This is a genomic window from Shewanella sp. NIFS-20-20 (genome assembly GCF_019209865.1).
GTDB lineage: Bacteria > Pseudomonadota > Gammaproteobacteria > Enterobacterales > Shewanellaceae > Shewanella.
Genome location: NZ_JAHUTT010000023.1, coordinates 36,517 through 54,432 on the forward strand (window position 1 = coordinate 36,517; position 17,916 = coordinate 54,432).

A 17,916-nucleotide genomic window follows, 5' to 3' on the forward strand; every position below is an offset into this window, starting at 1 on the left:
GCCATACTCATAAAAAAAGCGCCAATGGCGCTTTTTTTATGGCCTGATATTACCGCATCATATCAATTACATGCAGCATGGCGCATAACATATGCACGATTAACCCCACCCCAAATGCCCACGCCATATCAATATGCCATCCCCGCCAAAACAAAGCGTCACTGCCACCTTGTTGAACAAACCACATGGCACCAGTCAGGCAGGTGCCGACTAACAACAGCATTAACCCGCCTTCGATAACGCTGATCAATCCTGCGCCACCGGCGACGGGTAATTTTCCTCGGCATAAGTTACGGCAATCTCGGCCAACATCTTGCCACTGCCCCCCAAGGTAGGGGAAATATAAACGCCAATGACCTTGGCGGCAGTTTTTAAGTAAAAATAACGCCGCTAGAGGGAGCATGGCTAAGCCTAAATACACATGGCCGATATCCCACCAACTGGCACTAGCTCGTAATTGCCGGCCAATAAGGACCCACGGGCTAGTGACAATCAGCCACAATGACCCCAAGATCAGCAATAAATGTAACCGCTGTTGCAATTTTTCCCACATACACAGGCCTTATCTTATGCTTGCAAAAAGCGCACAGCCAAGGCGCTAACTTTATCCCAATCGGTGAAGGTAATATCGGTATCTGCGGCCGTAGGTCCCTTGGTTACCCACATGATAAATCGGATGATATTTCTATCTACTACGCCATAACCAGGATAATTCAAACGACCGCCAAAGACTTCAAGGATTGGCGGCTGCCAATTAATTTGGGTTAAAAACGTTTGCATATACGCATTGGTTTCTGGCGTATTTTTACCCGGTTTACGCGCCACTAAACTGACCGAAAAGAAACCGCAAATTTTCTGCTGCAACAACTCACGATGTTGGATCATAAATGACACTACATTGGCCTGATGCTTACCATGACGAATGCTAGCGCCAATGAGTACTTTATCAAACTCGGATAATTCTGGTGCCTCTGTTAGCCCAGCTAAAGTCACCTCTTCGCCCATGGCAACCAGTTGACTCTGGATACGCTCACAAATAAGGCGCGTATGGCCATGAACGCTTGAACATAAAATCAGTGTCTTCACTTTGCTGTCTCTACCGGTAAAAAAAGCTCTCGCCATCATTATGCCAGTGTAAAAGATAGTATGGATCTTGTATTTGAGAGAGATCACGCCATCAAGGCTAATTAACCGAAAACCCAACAAAACGTAAACTATTTCACAAATTCTATGAATAACAATATGCTATTAAGTGTAAGCAACAGACTCACAGCATGGCTGTGAGCTCGACGCCTCCACTGCCAGAGCGTTATTTGACCATGTTATCTTTAGCGAGTGAGACTCAATGACCAGTAAGCCAATCGCACCGCCACCTCAGGATAAACACGCTTCGGCTCGTCAAAAAACCTTGTTGATAGGACGCCACCTAGGTCTGGCCAGCGACAGCCACTATCAGGCCAGTGAAGCCAGCTTGAGTGAGCGCAGCACTAAACGCCAACAAATACTGGAAGACCAATACCAGCAAAATCTTGAAAGCATATACAAAATCTCCCTAGCGCTGACACCATCTGATGTAACGGGCACCGAACTCGACAGCGACTGGACCATGCAATACCTGCAACTGGCCAAACAAATTAACCATCGCAAGATGCAAGAATTATGGGCGAGGATCCTCGCCAGTGAAGTCGTCAAACCCGGTCATTTTAGTATTCGCAGCTTACAAGTGCTGCAACAATTAACCCAACGTGAAGCGATCATTTTAGAACGCGCTAAATCCTTGTCGGGATACTTAAATAATGATCAACACTTACTTCTGCTAAGTGGTTACCGAAATACTGGAGGGCTAAGGCAGTATTGGCGTAAACCCATCAACACCGGCCTGCCTTTGAGTCAGTTTGGATTACCATACTCTGCCATTCTGACCCTGCAAGAAGCCAATATCTTGCATAAGAGTGAATTTGAAACGGGACTGCTTGATCCCAAGCAAGCCATCTCTTGGCATAATCAACAAGCGCAGTCGCAATGCCGGCCCAAGAGCGCTAAGTTAGTGTTCACTTACTACCGATTCACCCCGATTGGTGACGAGCTCGTACAATTAGTTAGTAGCCGCCATGATAGTCAATATTGGCAAGCCATGCGGGCACTGTTCAAGCGAGATTTTGCTTGGTTAGAATAACTCAGGTCTTGTGGGTTTAGACAACCAGCCCAACGCACGTATCATGGCAAGTCAATGTATTAACGACAACAGATACGCTCCCCCTAGTGCAATTTAATAATGTGGGTTTAGACAACCAGCCCAACGCACGCATCATGGCAAGTCAATGCATTAACGACAACAGATACGCTCCCCCTAGTGCAATTTAATTGCTCTGATGGTAAGGCTTTATAACCAAGAAGCAGCGTAATTTATAGTTAACACATTGATTCAATACAAGGCTATAAGCCAGGGCAAGATCATGAACATTTTTCGCCCAATTCTAGGTCAAATTTGACCTGACGAGCCGACTGTGATCTTATGCTCCTCTTTTGAGGAGTGGCCATGAATTTAGATACCATCAAAGCGCATTTCACCATCATCCGCGACGAGCGACAAAGCGCAAAAATAGACTATCCACTGTTCGATATTTTATTTGGTTCAATCTGTTCCGTGATAGCTGGAGGCCAAGGTTGGACTGACATTCGCGAGTACGTTCTTGGCCACCATGAGTGGTTGACGTGGTTTAATTGATACGACTACCCCAGTTAAGAGATAATTGATTTAACTGGAGATTGAAATGAAAACACGTAAATCCTATTCAAAAGAATTCAAGCTTGATGCCATTGCACTGGTAAGAGAGCAAAATTACAGTATTGCTGAAGCCGCTAGAAATTTAGAGCTCACTCCTCAACTACTTGGTCGCTGGATAAAAGAATCAGAAAATGATGATGGTCATGCATTTAGAGGCAATGGCAAGCTAACACCTGAGCAAGAAGAGATCCGCAAGCTAAAGGCACAAGTAAAGCGCTTAGAAATGGAGCGTGAGATATTAAAAAAAGCGACGGTCTTCTTTGCCAAAGAAACGAAGTAAAATACGCGTTTATTGCCCAAAATAAGAAGATCTGGCCGGTGATATTAATGTGTCACGTGTTGGGTGTGAAAAATAATAATTACTATAGCTATCAAAAGCGCAAGTCTCAGGTACCTATTGATACTGAGCATCAAGAAATGTTGCAATGGGTGAAAAATATTGCCGACTTTAGTGATAATACCTATGGGCAACGACGTATTCAGAAGGCTTTGAATTCACTTGATTATCCTGTTGGACGTAAGAAAACCGCTCAATTGATAAAAGAAGCAAATGTTTGGGTACGTTATAAAAAGAAATACAAAGCCACAACGAACAGCGACCACAAGAAACCTACATATGATAATGAACTTAAACAGGATTTTGATGTTGAACGACCTGAGCAAGCGTGGGTACAGAGTAAATTAGACAGCTAAATTAGACAGCCACCCATTCCTAATCAACAAAATCTACCGTTTTTGCTAATGGCATCTTATGTGTGTATCGCTTGAGCCGACTACGAAGAAATTTATGTTGTCATTAAGTTAAATTCAAACTGTTCGAGGCTAATTTACGGATAAATGCTGGAGATTGGCCACACTTTCTTGGCTCATAGCTTAATGAGATAGGATCTTGGGGGTATTGGATTTATTAAATTTTGTCAGGGCTTAAATACTGACAACTTTTAGCAAAGTGTCGTCGCCGCTTTTGTAAATGTTCACAAAATAGTGTGAGCTCTGGCGTAGTGCCCACCGGGCCATGAAATAGCTTGCCAAATTCGGTGATAAGTTTACACCAGCGCTCTGCTGGCATGTTGATACGATTAAGTACGCGACTGCTGCCCTCTCGTATCGAACCTCGCTTGTCATCACGGATGATTCGCCCTGTATCTTCAATGAGTTCAAGATAATCCTTGAACTCAAAATTAAGACCGATGGGCTGGCCTGCGTGCTCATCGCCTTGAAATGACAGTAAAGCTTGGGGTTCTTCGCCCTTGAGCGCGGCGTGTATTCGCAGTTGAATGCTGGTGAAATCTGATTGCTCTGGGGTAGCGGCTTCGTTTGCCCTTATTGGGTTTAAGTCCACATAAGCCATGCAGGCAAGTACTGCTGCTTCATCCAATAAGGCTTGTGATTTAAACCTGCCCTCCCAGAATCGGCCCGAGCAACCATCTTCCTGATTGGCTTGTCTGGCGATAGGTTCGTTTAAACAGCGCATAAACCAAGAGATATCACACAAGCGACTGCGATATATGGCGATGGCATGTTTAAGTCGTATCACATCATGAGGAGCCACTAGCTCGCCTTGGGCAAATTTTTGCGTTAAGTCATCCCCTTTAAACAATTGATGCCATTGCTCGACCACTTGTTTGTCACTCCAAGCATTGGCGCTATCAATGTCGACTCGCAATACCAAATGCAAATGATTAGACATCACCGCAAAGGCCGCCACATCAATGGCAAACACTTGGGCGAGCACTTGAATGCGCTCAGTCACCCAATCTCGCCGGTAGTCGTAGTTTTTACCTGAGAATTTATCATCCCCGCACAAGAATGCGCGGCGGACAACACGGCTACAGCAGTGGTAATAAGGCGTGTCTTCAATACTGATTTGGGTTCTTCTTAGGCGCGGCATAACAGGCTCCAACATCAACAACACCCATCAGCATAGTAGAAAAGACTAAGCCCCTCCATTTGCAATTAGCTTTTTAACAAGGCCACCCATGATATATGTGAGCCATAAAAGATGGGAGCTAGGTAAAAGGGCCGACTGAATAATTATTTTAAATGTGTGGCTTGCTAAATGATCGATGCCATTGATCAGCAACAAATTCAATATCAACAGTATTTCTGACAGTCAGGTTGCGGCATAATGGCCTGATTTACACAATAGAGTGGTCAACAATGGATAACCAGCAAGAAAGTTACATGACTGAAGAAACGCTGATTGAAACCGTCGAAAATCAGATTGCTGATGGTGAACCGAAGAAGGTAAAAGAAACTTTAATGCGTTTAGTCATGACCGGCACCCCTAGAGAAGAAGCCATTCAATGGATGGCTTGCGCCCTGGCGATTGAAGTCAGTGATGTGATGCTAAATGACGCCTCATTTAATGAAACCCGTTACAATAAGCATTTAAGTGCCTTGCCAAATTTAGATTGGATGGAAGATTAATTCCAACTATGTGCTTTAGGCTTAGTTATCGCTGCCCAGCAGCCATTCTTGCTAAGCCTAACTTGCCTCATGGCAATATGAGCTCAAAAGTACCTCATTGCTGCCCCTTATTTTACCAATAGACACAGTCGCCATTTGCTTATCTCATGTTGGGCGGCACAAATCCACATGTTGGATGGCAGCAATCCCCATCTAGACAGTAGAAAATACTATGGCAACCCTTTGCTATATACCACTGAAAAAGGATGGGTGGCCTGCGTATTGCGCCCTTACGTATTGAACCGAATAGGGATGCTTGGCTATGAAGGGAAACTGACAACGAATTAAGATGGGTTGCCATTCATTAATGAAGGGTGGCCTCAATAGACTTTCTTACGTATTGAACCGAATAGGGATGCTTGGCTTTGAAGGGAAACTGACAACGAATTAAGATGGGTTGTCATTCATCAATGATGGGTGGCCTCAATAGAATTGCCTCAATAGAATTTTCACTAATAATGGGTGGCTTCAATAGAATTCTAATAATGGGTGGCTTCAATAGAATTGAGATGAAAATTACAATTGCCTCTTCTCATGACTCTCGAATTGCCATGGCCTTGAGCAAACCATGCATGGCAATGGGGTTTCTATCCCCCAGACTAGATCCTTATAATACCAACCGCTTTTGTCACCTGAGCCAACAAAAATATCTATCATCATTCAATGACCTATATCTCCCATCGGGATTTAAGCGCTTAACGGCTGCAATGGATTGAAGCGTCACTCAAGGCTAAGACTTACTGCTATGCCAATTAACCACGCTGATGATGAGGTTTTATAATATCCAGCGCGCTTAAGTAAGTCATCAAGGTATCAATTTGTTGGGACAACTCACTTTTACTGGTATCTATGGTGAGCTCTGCGGCCAAAGGTGCTTCATAAGGGGCTGAGATACCAGTGAAATTTGCAATCTCACCGCTGCGGGCACTGACATATAAACCTTTAGGATCTCGCGCTTCACACACGGCCAGAGGCGTCGCCACATGAATTTCAATAAATTGTCCCTCGGGGACGCTAGCACGGATGGCGTCACGCTCGGCCCGGGTTGGTGAAATAAAGGCTGATAGCACCACTAAGCCCGCATCCAACATCAACTTGGCGACTTCGCCAACCCGTCGTAAATTCTCATCGCGCTCTGCGGCGCTAAAGCCTAAATCTTTGCACAAACCATGACGGACATTATCGCCATCGAGCAAGTAGGTGTGATGGCCTGCAGCAAACAGTGCTTGCTCTAACGCCCCTGCTAAGGTGGATTTACCCGCGCCAGAGAGACCGGTAAACCATAAAATCACCGGTTGCTGTTGTTTTTGATTGGCACGTTCCTCGGCCGTGACGAGATGTTGATGCCACACCAAGTCTTGTTCATTTCTCAAGGGCGCTAAAGGCGCAGGCTCAGTTAATTTCATATTTACCTCACATCAAAAAAAGGAAACCAAGCTGGTACTAACAGCAAGACTAAGACCGAGTACAATACCGATAAAGGCAAGCCCAAGCGCAAGAAGTCACTAAACCGATAATTGCCTGCGCTTTGCACCATCATGTTGGTTTGGTAACCATAGGGCGATATAAAGCTCGCACTGGCACCAAACACTACGGCCAAAATAAAAGGACGAGTGTCGACGCCATAACTCAGCGCAATGGCATAGGCTATAGGGAAAGCCAATGCGGCTGCCGCATTGTTTGTCATCAACTCCGTCAGTAATAAGGTTAATAAATACACTAAGATAAAGGCGCCCATTACCCCCATTCCGCCGCTGATAGCCAACACCCAAGTCGCCATGGTATCGGCTAAGCCAGAGCGCAACATCAAGTTCGCTAGGCTCAAGGCACTACCGACCACCAGCATTAATCCCAAGGGGAAACGACGTTTGATCTCATCAAAGCTGACCGCACCTATGCCTAAATAAAACAACAATAAGGCACTCAAGCCTTTGACTAAGGGCACGACAGCCAACACGCTCAAAGCTATCGTTAATGCAAAGCTGAGCAATACCCATAGATTGCGGCGACTATCTAATCGAACACTAATGTCTAAGCCACTGATGGCGAGAAAGTCATCCCGCAGTAGCGGCTGCTGGCTAAAGTGTGCTCCAGGCGCTAACACCAGCATATCGCCGGCCATTAATTCAATATCACCAAGCCCCCCTTTTAATGGGTTAGCTCCGCGGCGTATGGCCACCACGGCTGCATCGAAAGTCTCTCGAAATTTGGCTTGCTTCAGCGAGCGTCCCACTAAACTCGAGGTGGGTGATATCACGGCTTCGAGCAAGTTTTGGCCACGTGCTTGTTGCTTTCCAAACCATTCAAGGCCATCAAATTGCTCCAATATTGCCATGGCATCGGCAGCGCCAGAAAACCGTAATTTATCCTCGGGTTGTAATACTAATCCCGGCGGCACCGGACAAATCCGAATGCCTCCGCGTTCAAGTTCGACTAAATATAAGTGTTTTAGTGCACGCAAATGATTGTCTTGAATGCTTTTCCCCACCAAGTTACTGCCAGAGCTCACTTGCGCTTCAAGTAAATACCAACCTTGCTGCGTCGACGAGGTGTCCCTATCTGGCATAAACATCGCCAGCCACGCCAATAACAACACGCCAGCGATAACGATAATGGCGCCAATGCCAGTGAACTCGAAAAAACCAATTGCCGGCAATCCCGCGCCCACCACAAACGAGTTAACGATTAAGGTGGTCGAAGTACCAATTAAGGTTAAGGTTCCTCCTAAAATCGCTGCGTAAGACAAAGGCAATAACAACTTGGTCGGGGCATGGCCTGTGTTATGTCGCACTGCGCCGATTAATGATGCCACCACGGCAGTGTTATTAGTAAACGATGATAATAGTGCGGTTGAAAAACTTAGCCTCAGCAAGGTGATGGATAATGACCCTCGACCGATAGAGCGACTCAAGCGGGTTAATAATCGGGTTTTTTCTAAGGCTAAAGACACCAACATCAATAACATGAGCGTGACTAAACCTTCATTGGCGAAGTGGTTTAATAAGCCAGCCAAGCTGACATAACCCAGTAAATAACAACTGATCGCCGCCAAACTAAACAACAGGGCCGGCTGCGCCACCCCTTTGATGAGTCCGGCCACTAACATGACTAAGATCGCACCTAGGCCAAAGGGCTCTACCGTAACCCACCACTGTGAGGCAGCACTGACCCAGGTCGACATAATTAAGACTCCAGCGTTGTTATATCAATCGCTTGCCAATGCGGGTATTGCTGGCGGATCAGCGCATTAAGCTGACGTTCAAAGTCACTAAATTGCGGCTTCGCGGCCCCCTCGATTGGCGCCACCAACATAGCGGCTGCCACCGTGGCATTGGTTAAACGGTCAATCACAATCAAACTGCCACTGTGGCGCAGCTGTTGATAGGGATCAAAGGCAATGGTCTCGCTTAAACTTAGGCTCACACGGGCGATGCTGTTGAGCGCTAAGCTAGAAGCCGCTTGCTGTTGGTAGCTATTTACGTCCAATTGATAATCAATCGCGGTCACGCTGGCTTGAATCAGCTTATGACCCACTTTGACATCATAAAGCTTGCCTAACACTAGTGGCGCTTCATCCATCCACACCAGATCGGCACGGATCTCGCGAGCTAATTGCGGCGGAGCCTCCACCCCAGCCAGTAAATCGCCACGGGAAATATCAAGTTCATCATTCAAGGTCAAAGTAATGGCCTGACCGGCAACAGCCAGCGGTAAGTCACCATCAAAGGTTACAATTCTGGCCACCGTTGAGCGCTTACCCGAGGGATAGACCACTAGCTCATCACCGACACTTAACGTGCCACTTTGCAAAGTGCCCGCGTAACCGCGGAAATCCAAATTGGGTCGCTGGACATATTGCACAGCCATTCTCACAGGTTCGGTACGCAAGCTGGTACGAGTATCGACATTCTCAAGTAAGCTCAACAAGCTCTCGCCTTGATACCATGGCATATGCTGGCTTGGATTAACCACGTTATCGCCAACCAAGGCTGACACTGGGACATAGTCAATATTGAGTTCACCTAGGCTCGCGGCAAACTCATCGACTCCAGCAACGATTTGCTGATAACGACTCTGGGAATAATCGACTAAATCCATCTTATTGATGGCGACCACTAAATGCTTTATTCCGAGCAATGAGGCAATCAGGGCATGGCGGCGAGTTTGGCTTTGCACCCCGTAGCGAGCATCGATAAGCACCACGGCCAACTCGCAGGTCGATGCGCCGGTAGCCATATTGCGGGTATATTGCTCATGACCTGGGGTGTCAGCGATGATGAACTTACGCTTCTTGGTCGAAAAATAGCGATAAGCCACATCGATAGTAATGCCCTGCTCACGCTCGGCCTGCAGTCCATCGACCAATAAGGCAAGATCGAGGGTATCGCCGGTCGTGCCCAACTTAGCACTATCACTTTTCAAGCTAGCGAGCTGATCTTCATAGATCTGAGTGCTGTCATACAGCAAACGTCCAATCAAGGTACTTTTACCATCATCGACACTGCCACACGTAAGCAAGCGCAATAAACTTTTATGTTGCTGTTGTTGTATATATTGCTGTGTATTATTCATGACTTAGCCCTGCCTTAGAAATAACCCTGACGTTTCTTTAACTCCATCGAGCCGGATTGATCACTATCAATTAATCGTCCTTGGCGCTCACTCGACCGCGCCAACAGCATTTCTTCGATAATGTCATCTAAACTGGTTGCTGCAGATGGCATGGCTGCAGTTAAGGGATAACAACCTAAGGTGCGAAAGCGCACATTGAGGTGCAACACTTCATCGTCAACGGTCAGCGGCATGCGCTCATCATCGACCATGATCAACTGACCTTTACGCTCAACCACAGGCCTTGGCTGGGCAAAATATAATGGCACTATCTCGATGTTTTCTTGCTTGATGTACTGCCAAATATCGAGCTCAGTCCAATTTGACAGCGGGAAAACGCGAATGCTTTCGCCAGGATCGATAGCCGCATTGTAGGTTTGCCACAATTCGGGGCGTTGATTTTTAGGATCCCAGCGATGGTGTTTATCACGAAACGAATAGACCCGCTCTTTTGCGCGAGATTTTTCTTCATCTCGGCGTGCCCCACCAAAAGCGGCATCAAATCCATACTGATCAAGAGCCTGTTTGAGCGCCTGAGTCTTCATAATATCCGTGTGCTTGGCGCTGCCGTGATCGAACGGATTAATGCCTTGGGCCAACCCTTCTGGGTTAGTATGCACCAACAAATCCAAACCAAACTTGGCCACTTGTTGATCCCGAAAGGCAATCATTTCTTTAAATTTCCAGCCGGTATCGACATGCAGTAATTTAAAAGGAATTTTGCCGGGGTAAAATGCCTTTCGAGCCAAATGCAGCATGACAGATGAATCCTTGCCGATGGAATACATCATCACTGGGTTAGCAAATTCTGCGGCAACTTCGCGGATAATATGGATGCTTTCAGCTTCCAATTGTGCGAGATGACTGAGTTCATCTTGGACCATCTTGAATCTCCCTATTGGCGACTAAGGTTACGAGTTGGCAAGGGTGCCAATTAGTTAACTTGTTGATTAGATTTAGTACAACCTTGGTTGCGCCCCTCAAACCATGTGATCTCGCTAGCTAACTGGGTCACATCTCCCACGATCAGCAAGGCGGGGGTCGGAATGTTACTGATCTTGCCCGCGGCGATATCGGCCAACGAGCAAGCGTGAACACTTTGATTAGCACGACTGGCGTTCGCCACAAAGGCCGCCGCGGTCTGCGCTGAGCGGCCCGCGGCGATTAAGCGTTGAGCGATAACGGCGGCCTTCTCAACCCCCATATAAATTACTAAGGTCATTTGTGCCGAGCGGTATTCTTGCCAATCGAGAGCATCATCATCCAAACTGTGACCTGTGATAAAACTGACACTGCGGGCCAGCGCTCGGTGAGTTAGTGGGATCCCAGCATAGGCCGCCGCACCACTGGCTGCAGTAATCCCTGGTACCACTTGATAGCGAACACCTGCCGCCTTAAGGCTTAAACATTCTTCACCACCACGGCCAAAAATAAAGGGGTCGCCGCCTTTAAGTCGCACCACGTGGCGACGAGTAAAGGCCTTAGTGATCAGCAATTGATTGATTTCAGATTGGGTTGCACTGTGGCAACCAGCACGCTTGCCCACCAAAATTTGTTCGGTTGCGGCCGGGATCAGCGCCAAAATGTCCTCACTGACCAATGCGTCATACAATATGCAGTCTGCTTGCTGTAAGCACTTAAGGGCTTTAACCGTTAACAAATCGGCATCCCCAGGGCCGGCACCTACCAAACTAACAAGGCCAGGAATCGCTTTGGCATAAGCGAGTGTCACTATGTCATCTTGCTGCGCCATAGCGCCTCCGCAAACTAGGTTATTTAGTGCCTCACACTATAAGCGTAACTTTATAATTAGATAAATAGACAAACCGCAGAGCTTATACCAAAAGGTAATAAAGTTGTTGAGCATAAGTGAACAAGGGGTGCATTGGCTGGCCAGGGTGTTTAGAATTAACCGTCGAAACATGAATTCAGCGGGAAAACAGAATGAAACACGCTATCTTCCGGACGTTAATTTGGGCAGGGTTTACCAGTGCCATAATGGGGCTCGCCCGTGCCGATGACTCGTTACTAGAGCAACGAGTTCAGGAAGAATTAGCCACCTCTGATCTGCCGTTTGTGATCACCCCCCATAAGGTCAATTATCTATTACCTGTGACCTATAATCCCTCGCCCAATCTACAGCCATTTATCGCCGCCTCCGATCAACCAGACACGATTCAGTTAGACGATGTAGAAGCTAAATTTCAAATCAGTTTCAAATTCCCGCTTTGGTACAACATCTTTGGCGATAACGGCCATTTATTCTTTGCCTATACTAATAAGTCTTGGTGGCAGGTGTATAACAAGAATGCTTCGTCACCCTTTCGCGAAACCAATCATGAACCCGAAATGTTTATGATGTTTAATAATGATTTGCAGATTGGCCCATTAACCAATTCGCTGTGGGGGCTGGGCTTAGTCCATCAATCGAACGGTAAGAGCCGCGCTCTGTCGCGCAGTTGGAATCGACTCTATGCCACCATGGTATTTGATAGCGGTCCCTTTGCGATGGAGACCAAAGTCTGGTGGCGCTTACCTGAAGATGAAAAAGCCTATTTTGGCGATCCTAGAGGGGACGACAATCCTGACATTAGCGATTACTTGGGCCATGTTGAAATCACCTCTGCCTACGGTATTGAGCAGCATAGATTTAGCCTCATGCTAAGAAACAACTTCGCTAGCCCCAATCGCGGAGCGTTAGAATTGACTTGGAGTTATCCAATTCTCGGCAATCTGCGGTTATATGGACAATACTTTAACGGCTACGGTGAAAGTTTGATTGATTACAATGCTCATACCCAGCGACTGGGTATTGGTGTGTCGCTCAACGACATCCTCTAGCTGCAACCTTGACCGTTGCAGCAAGGTCAAGGGAAGGAAATGAAAGCTGGTTATCGATCCATTTATGTTATTTTTTTGACCATCATCGCCTTATGCGTGCTGCGCTTAGCCAGTTTTCATTGGCCACCGGCGCCGGCGCCTGAATATTTATCGCAATATCAAGTCGCTAAAGAATTAGCTGATATTGATAACGCGCTAAAGACACACTCAGCGTTTGTGGCAATCAACACCAACCAGCACTGGTTAACCCAATGGCAACGCTGGCAACCTAGCCTGCTCAACCTCAGCCAAGATGGGATCACCGTCACTGAGTACCAATTACGCCTCAGCCAAATACTCAGCCAACTCAACGACCCTAATTTACACCTAAGCGCCAACCATCAAGCGCCGACCAACATCAATAGCCCCACTTATCACGATTATCAACTCAGCTACTTTAACGGCCACTATGTGGCCAAACAAGCCAATGGCCGCTTACTGCACCCTAAAGCCAGTATCGTGACCCACATTGATGGCCTGCCTTTACGCCGGTGGTTAGCCCTGACTCGCAGCATCTTGCCGCATAGCCAACAACAAGATCAGGTTAAAATCGCCCAACTCCTGAGTCAGGCTCACAAACTGCGCCCCTTACTGGGGGTCAATCCCCACCAGCCGCTGCGCTTAACCTTGACCAATAGCCAAGGCGAGCAACACCACAACCACATCACAACTGAGCCAGTGCAGCTCGGCGCTGAGCAACCCATGCAATCGTTACTATTAAGCGGTTATCGGCAACTCAAACGCTGGGGGCAACCCGCCTTGCAAGGCGCTTGGTTTAATCAAGCCCATGCCAGTGAGGCCATCACCGCAATCGTCCCTGCAAACCAAGCTCTCGAATCAGGATTACCGCTACGATTGCAGGCCAACACTGTACCAATGGTATGGCCACAACAGCCACGCTTTCGCGCCGATATAACAGCCAGCACTCAGGTTCTCGACGGTGAGCATTGGTTACTGACCTTGGCCAATTTTGCCGAGCTAGAAGACCACGAGCTCCAGCATCAATTACGTCAAGCACTGCAATATTACCCCAATGTGATTATTGATATCCGCCATGGTTTTGGTCGCAGCCAAGCCTTGCTGACCTTGCTTAATCAACAATATGGGCCACAGCAGCCCCAGCTTATCGGCACCAGTCAGTATCGCCTTAGCGGTCATCGTGATGCCGAAAGCCTCAATCAACTGGGATTTGTTAAAACCTCAGCCGCCGCCAGCTCAACGATGCTAAGCCCGCCGCTGGCGCGTTATTTACCGGCCTCCAGCCGCCGTTCGCTAGCCCAAGCTCGAGTGATTCTTATCGCAGGACCGGAATGTATTCAAGAATGTGAATGGCTCTTAGTGGCCAGTCGCCACTGGTCTAGAGTTCATGTGATTGGTCAGGCGACCCAAGGTCGAACAGCCTTAACGAAGGGCTTTGCCCTGCCCTACTCGCAACTCACATTGAACCTGAGTACCAGTGTCGAGTTTGACGCTGATGAGCAAGCTATTTCGGCTATCGGCATTGCGCCGGTATCGGCTAAATTGCTAAGCCAAAGACTGGCCACACGCTTTAATTAATGCCCTACGCAGGCAGGCTCGAATAAATAGCCCCCATAAAAAAGGAGCCTAAGCGGCTCCTTTGTTGCAAACGCTGGAATTAATTAGCATTAGGCTCCATCAACATATGTGTATTGAAAACAATCCCTTGAGGCTCCACGATGATATCAAACGCCACCTGCATTGGTTGATGTTGCAGCATTTCTAAATCAGCAGGAATGGGTTCACCACTCATCTGCATGGCGATGGCCAATGGCTCATACAACATTTGGTAATCGGCACTCGCACTCATTACGCCATTAGAAACCAATGTTTGCTTCGCTAAGTCATCAGCCCACGCTTGGCCTTTATCACCACTATAAACAACCAAGTGTTCACCTTTAACCGCTAACATCACCGACAGAGGTAAGAAACTAGGTAAGCCAATGATGTCACTAATGTCAGTCGGGGTGCCATCGGCAGTCACTGCCAATGATGAAAACCGAGGTTCCATACTTTTCAGCAAGTTTATCAAGGTCATTGGGTTGGGCGTTGAGACACTGATGCCAGCATCCAGTTTATTAAGCTCCCCTTGTTCATTCATTTGAAAATCAAACAAGTTCAACGCAACACCCATCGCGCCATCCGCCATGCCGGCGCCCATGGTCATCATCGCCGGATTCGCTTCTTGCAGCGATACTTGCAATGTATTAATAAACTCACAACTGGCTTGCGGTTGAGTCAGCTGTTGCCAGATATCACTCACCGAACCTGACAATTTGGCGGTATTTAGCCCTAACGCCATTGAAAATACACGCCCATCAAGCGCGTCCATCCCTGTGGGAATAAAGCCCTGCAGACTCGCTAACGCAGCCATCATGACACTATTGTTGCTTTCAATCACGCTCTTGACCGTATACTCACTGCGGTTTGGTGTAATTGACATTTGGGTAATACCCATCACGGTTTTAGGCCAGTTGCTAGCGATTGCCGCAGCCTCAGCTTGACAGGTGGCAGTGCGTGCGTCAGCCATATCGCCGCCCTGAGCCATGACTATTTTATCGATTTGACTGGCAAGTATACTCTGATCTTTACCCGTGATAGCGTTGACGATAGATTCGTGATTCACAAACGTCAGGCTATCCGGTAAAAATCCGTGTTTTTCAATTAGCTCACCAATAAGATTGGTCGACGCCATTGAATGCTCAATCGGGGTCACTCCTAAGGCCATAGGTAATAAACTCGGATCCGCCTGAATAACATCTAACGTCATTGTCATCCAACCCGCTTGATAAGAGACCAGCAAGGATATTTCGTCATCTAACAGATAGCGACGAACTTCAACACCACCAATGGTACCCAGCTCCATGATGACATCGCTTTCAGCGGCCGCTAAATCTAGTTGTGCATTCATGGCCTCAGGATTAGCAATTTGCCACTTCATGACTGGCAACATGCCTAAAGTGTAAAAATACCCTTGGAGGCTGTCGCTCATACCAAAACCGGCCAGCAAGGCATCGGGATCATTGATGAGGCTAATGTATTGATCATAGAAATTAAGGACGAACATTTCGGCCTTAGTATCTCCCATGAATTCCGCTAACATATCATCTTGGTAGCTACCTTTAAGACTCTCAAGATAGACCTTCATAGGAAAGGGGCGTAATTGGCCAGAGAATACTGCCGTATCGGCCGGAATAGTCGCCAAAATACTCATGTCCCCATATCCCTCGTCAGTGCCTTTTTGGCTCATCCAATAGCCGACACCCCCAATAATAATTAGCAAAACCAAGGTTAACAGGTTCTTCATGTACTCTCCCACTGCGTGCTGTTATTAAAATATTTGGCTAAAAATACCACAACATCCCGCAATTTGTAACATTTGATCAACTTTTGGCTGAATATTATCCTGCCTTTAGATACCTTGGAGGATTAACGCCTGCTCTAAATCAGCAATCGTGACTTCTCGAGGCAATACAATCCCGGTCCTGACGCCAGCACCATACACTTTATTATAGGGAAACCCATGAGCCCCCTCTTGAGCTAAATAGGCGTTAATGGCCTCATCAGGTTCGGTCGCATCTGCGCGCATTAGAATGATATCGCTACGATGCAGCCGAGTCGCCACGGCTTCGCGCTGCCATACATTGGCTTTATTTTGCTGGCATATACTGCACCAGTCAGACGTAATATCGACGATAACGACATAGCCCGCATCCACTAATGCCGGAATCTTCTTGGCATGTAAGGGCTGCCACTGTAATTGGCGCCATGCATGATAATCTTCACCGTAGCTGACAAAATAACCCACGCTACCAATGCACACACTCGAGGTTAATAGGAAGGCAATCACCATGGTTGGCAGCGGGTGACCGCGGCTTTTTAACCGGATAAAATAGACTGATAGCCCAAGCAATCCGATCAGTAACACCAGTACCCCTATCTGTAACCCATTCATTTATAGTCCTTATTTTGTTGATACATTGCCAGAGGCGGTAGGAGTTTGTATTCTGCACCACTATTGTTGTTCCACCAACTAACAAAAAGAGATGTTATGGATATTTCGGCCATTCTCAGTTTATTGGCGATTTGCTTCCTCGGCGCCATGTCTCCAGGCCCCAGCCTAGCCATGGTGGTACGTCATACCTTAGGTAGTGGCCGACGCCACGGCATCATTTGTGCCTGGGCGCATGCCTGCGGGATAGGGATTTACGCATTAGTGACCTTATTGGGTCTGGCTGCTGTGTTAGCGCAATCACCGCAATTATTTACCGCCATCAGTATCATAGGTGCCATGTATCTCGCATATTTAGGGATCCAAGCGTTACGTTCAGAAGCGCAAAACCACAGCAAATGGCAAGCAGGTACGCCAACTCCAGGCTGGCAAGCTGCCCGAGATGGCCTAGCTATCTCTTTGTTTAATCCTAAGATTTTACTTTTTTTTATGGCGTTATTTAGCCAATTTGTCTTACTGGCTAAGGAGTTGGCAGGCCAAGCATTAATCGTGCTCACGCCAATGGTGATTGATGGTTTGTGGTACACCTTGGTGGCCGTTGCTTTATCGCACCCAAGGGTACTGGATAAGCTGAAAGCCAAGGCACACATCATAGATAAACTGAGCGGGGTGGTATTACTCTTTCTTGCGACGCGCGTAATCTATAGCCTATAAGTGACAAGCATTGCCACTTATAGGCCGAAGGCTAAGCTCACGCTTGAGCTTAGCCTTTATATATTTCAACATCCGCTTGCGCGTCTGTCGTTGCCACCGGGGGATTAGCAATATGGAAATCCAAATTATCGGTCAGCATTTCTTTATAATCATTGCCAAACCATTCGATAGCATTCTCTTTCTCGGCGCTTAAATCTGCTGATTTCAACGCCGCCTCGAAGGCATTAAAGCGGGCAGCAGCAAAACGTAACGCCGAGCCGACCTTACCCACATCCTGCTGTTGCTGCGCCAATTCATTGGCTAACGCAATAAACTGATCTGCCAGTTGATATAAACTTGCGGCTTGTTGCTGTGTATCGGCGTTGTTTCCTAAATCATTGAACTAATCATCAGAACCACGATCAGATCATTAGAACTTTGAGATGGGTGACGATGATGGGTAAGGCAAAGTACAAAATCAGCAACTGGAAGCAATATAACCAAG

Annotated in this window: 16 protein-coding genes and 2 pseudogenes; 7 read left to right on the forward strand and 11 right to left on the reverse strand. The window is 47.2% G+C overall.

What is annotated here, in order from left to right; all coding sequences use genetic code 11:
- Positions 1–49: 49 nt before the first annotated feature.
- Both KU855_RS09215 and hemG read right to left on the reverse strand, forming a co-directional pair.
- A complete protein-coding gene (locus KU855_RS09215) occupies positions 50–553 on the reverse strand; it encodes a cytochrome b/b6 domain-containing protein (RefSeq protein WP_218530002.1) in 504 nt (167 codons plus the stop codon).
- Positions 554–567: 14 nt separating this feature from the next.
- Entirely contained in the window at positions 568–1,086 is a 519-nt protein-coding gene (hemG, locus tag KU855_RS09220) for a menaquinone-dependent protoporphyrinogen IX dehydrogenase (protein ID WP_371316341.1), read from the reverse strand.
- A 259-nt stretch (positions 1,087–1,345) separates the two neighbouring features.
- Here hemG and KU855_RS09225 point away from each other — a divergent pair, with 259 nt between their 5' ends.
- From KU855_RS09225 to KU855_RS18860, 3 genes and pseudogenes are all read left to right on the forward strand, one after another.
- On the forward strand, positions 1,346–2,176 hold the full coding sequence (locus tag KU855_RS09225; protein WP_218530004.1) for a TIGR03899 family protein: 831 nt from the start codon (positions 1,346–1,348) through the stop codon (positions 2,174–2,176).
- Positions 2,177–2,539: 363 nt separating this feature from the next.
- Positions 2,540–2,710: pseudogene (locus KU855_RS09230) on the forward strand (transposase family protein); the annotation flags it as partial.
- 64 nt (positions 2,711–2,774) lie between these two features.
- A pseudogene (locus tag KU855_RS18860) lies at positions 2,775–3,460 on the forward strand (IS3 family transposase); the annotation flags it as partial.
- 235 nt (positions 3,461–3,695) lie between these two features.
- On the opposite strand, the gene KU855_RS09245 reads toward KU855_RS18860, so the two are convergent.
- Positions 3,696–4,679 carry a transposase gene (locus KU855_RS09245; RefSeq protein WP_218530024.1) on the reverse strand — a complete coding sequence of 328 codons (984 nt, stop codon included), beginning with the start codon at positions 4,677–4,679 and terminating at the stop codon, positions 3,696–3,698.
- Positions 4,680–4,972: 293 nt separating this feature from the next.
- Between KU855_RS09245 and KU855_RS09250 the strand changes: the two genes are divergently transcribed.
- Positions 4,973–5,218: a hypothetical protein gene (locus KU855_RS09250; protein ID WP_371316342.1), complete on the forward strand. Its 246-nt coding sequence runs from the start codon at positions 4,973–4,975 to the stop codon at positions 5,216–5,218.
- A gap of 791 nt (positions 5,219–6,009) precedes the next feature.
- Here KU855_RS09250 and cysC read toward each other — a convergent pair.
- The 5 genes from cysC to cobA are packed head-to-tail and all read right to left on the reverse strand — an operon-like array spanning position 6,010 to position 11,621.
- Positions 6,010–6,663, reverse strand: a complete 654-nt coding sequence (gene cysC / locus KU855_RS09255) for an adenylyl-sulfate kinase (protein WP_218530009.1) — start codon at positions 6,661–6,663, stop codon at positions 6,010–6,012.
- Between the two features lie 2 nt (positions 6,664–6,665).
- A complete protein-coding gene (locus KU855_RS09260; RefSeq protein ID WP_218530010.1) occupies positions 6,666–8,438 on the reverse strand; it encodes an SLC13 family permease in 1,773 nt (590 codons plus the stop codon).
- Between the two features lie 2 nt (positions 8,439–8,440).
- Positions 8,441–9,829, reverse strand: coding sequence for a sulfate adenylyltransferase subunit CysN (cysN, locus tag KU855_RS09265; RefSeq protein WP_218530011.1), 1,389 nt, complete (start codon positions 9,827–9,829; stop codon positions 8,441–8,443).
- Between the two features lie 14 nt (positions 9,830–9,843).
- Positions 9,844–10,752 carry a sulfate adenylyltransferase subunit CysD gene (cysD, locus tag KU855_RS09270; RefSeq protein WP_218530012.1) on the reverse strand — a complete coding sequence of 303 codons (909 nt, stop codon included), beginning with the start codon at positions 10,750–10,752 and terminating at the stop codon, positions 9,844–9,846.
- A 50-nt stretch (positions 10,753–10,802) separates the two neighbouring features.
- Complete coding sequence (gene cobA / locus KU855_RS09275) at positions 10,803–11,621, reverse strand: uroporphyrinogen-III C-methyltransferase (RefSeq protein WP_218530013.1); 819 nt, start codon at positions 11,619–11,621, stop codon at positions 10,803–10,805.
- A gap of 245 nt (positions 11,622–11,866) precedes the next feature.
- Here cobA and KU855_RS09280 point away from each other — a divergent pair, with 245 nt between their 5' ends.
- On the forward strand, positions 11,867–12,709 hold the full coding sequence (locus KU855_RS09280; RefSeq protein ID WP_256260957.1) for a phospholipase A: 843 nt from the start codon (positions 11,867–11,869) through the stop codon (positions 12,707–12,709).
- A gap of 39 nt (positions 12,710–12,748) precedes the next feature.
- Positions 12,749–14,305, forward strand: a complete 1,557-nt coding sequence (locus KU855_RS09285) for a S41 family peptidase (RefSeq protein WP_218530015.1) — start codon at positions 12,749–12,751, stop codon at positions 14,303–14,305.
- A 79-nt stretch (positions 14,306–14,384) separates the two neighbouring features.
- Here KU855_RS09285 and KU855_RS09290 read toward each other — a convergent pair whose 3' ends face one another.
- Positions 14,385–16,073, reverse strand: a complete 1,689-nt coding sequence (locus KU855_RS09290; RefSeq protein WP_218530016.1) for a hypothetical protein — start codon at positions 16,071–16,073, stop codon at positions 14,385–14,387.
- 105 nt (positions 16,074–16,178) lie between these two features.
- The gene (locus tag KU855_RS09295; RefSeq protein WP_218530017.1) at positions 16,179–16,721 is read right to left on the reverse strand and encodes a thioredoxin family protein; all 543 of its coding nucleotides are present in this window, start codon (positions 16,719–16,721) and stop codon (positions 16,179–16,181) included.
- Between the two features lie 96 nt (positions 16,722–16,817).
- Here KU855_RS09295 and KU855_RS09300 point away from each other — a divergent pair, with 96 nt between their 5' ends.
- Complete coding sequence (locus KU855_RS09300) at positions 16,818–17,432, forward strand: LysE family translocator (protein WP_218530018.1); 615 nt, start codon at positions 16,818–16,820, stop codon at positions 17,430–17,432.
- A 49-nt stretch (positions 17,433–17,481) separates the two neighbouring features.
- Here the strand turns inward: KU855_RS09300 and KU855_RS09305 are convergent, their stop codons facing one another.
- Complete coding sequence (locus tag KU855_RS09305; RefSeq protein ID WP_218530025.1) at positions 17,482–17,757, reverse strand: DUF3144 domain-containing protein; 276 nt, start codon at positions 17,755–17,757, stop codon at positions 17,482–17,484.
- Positions 17,758–17,916: the final 159 nt, after the last annotated feature.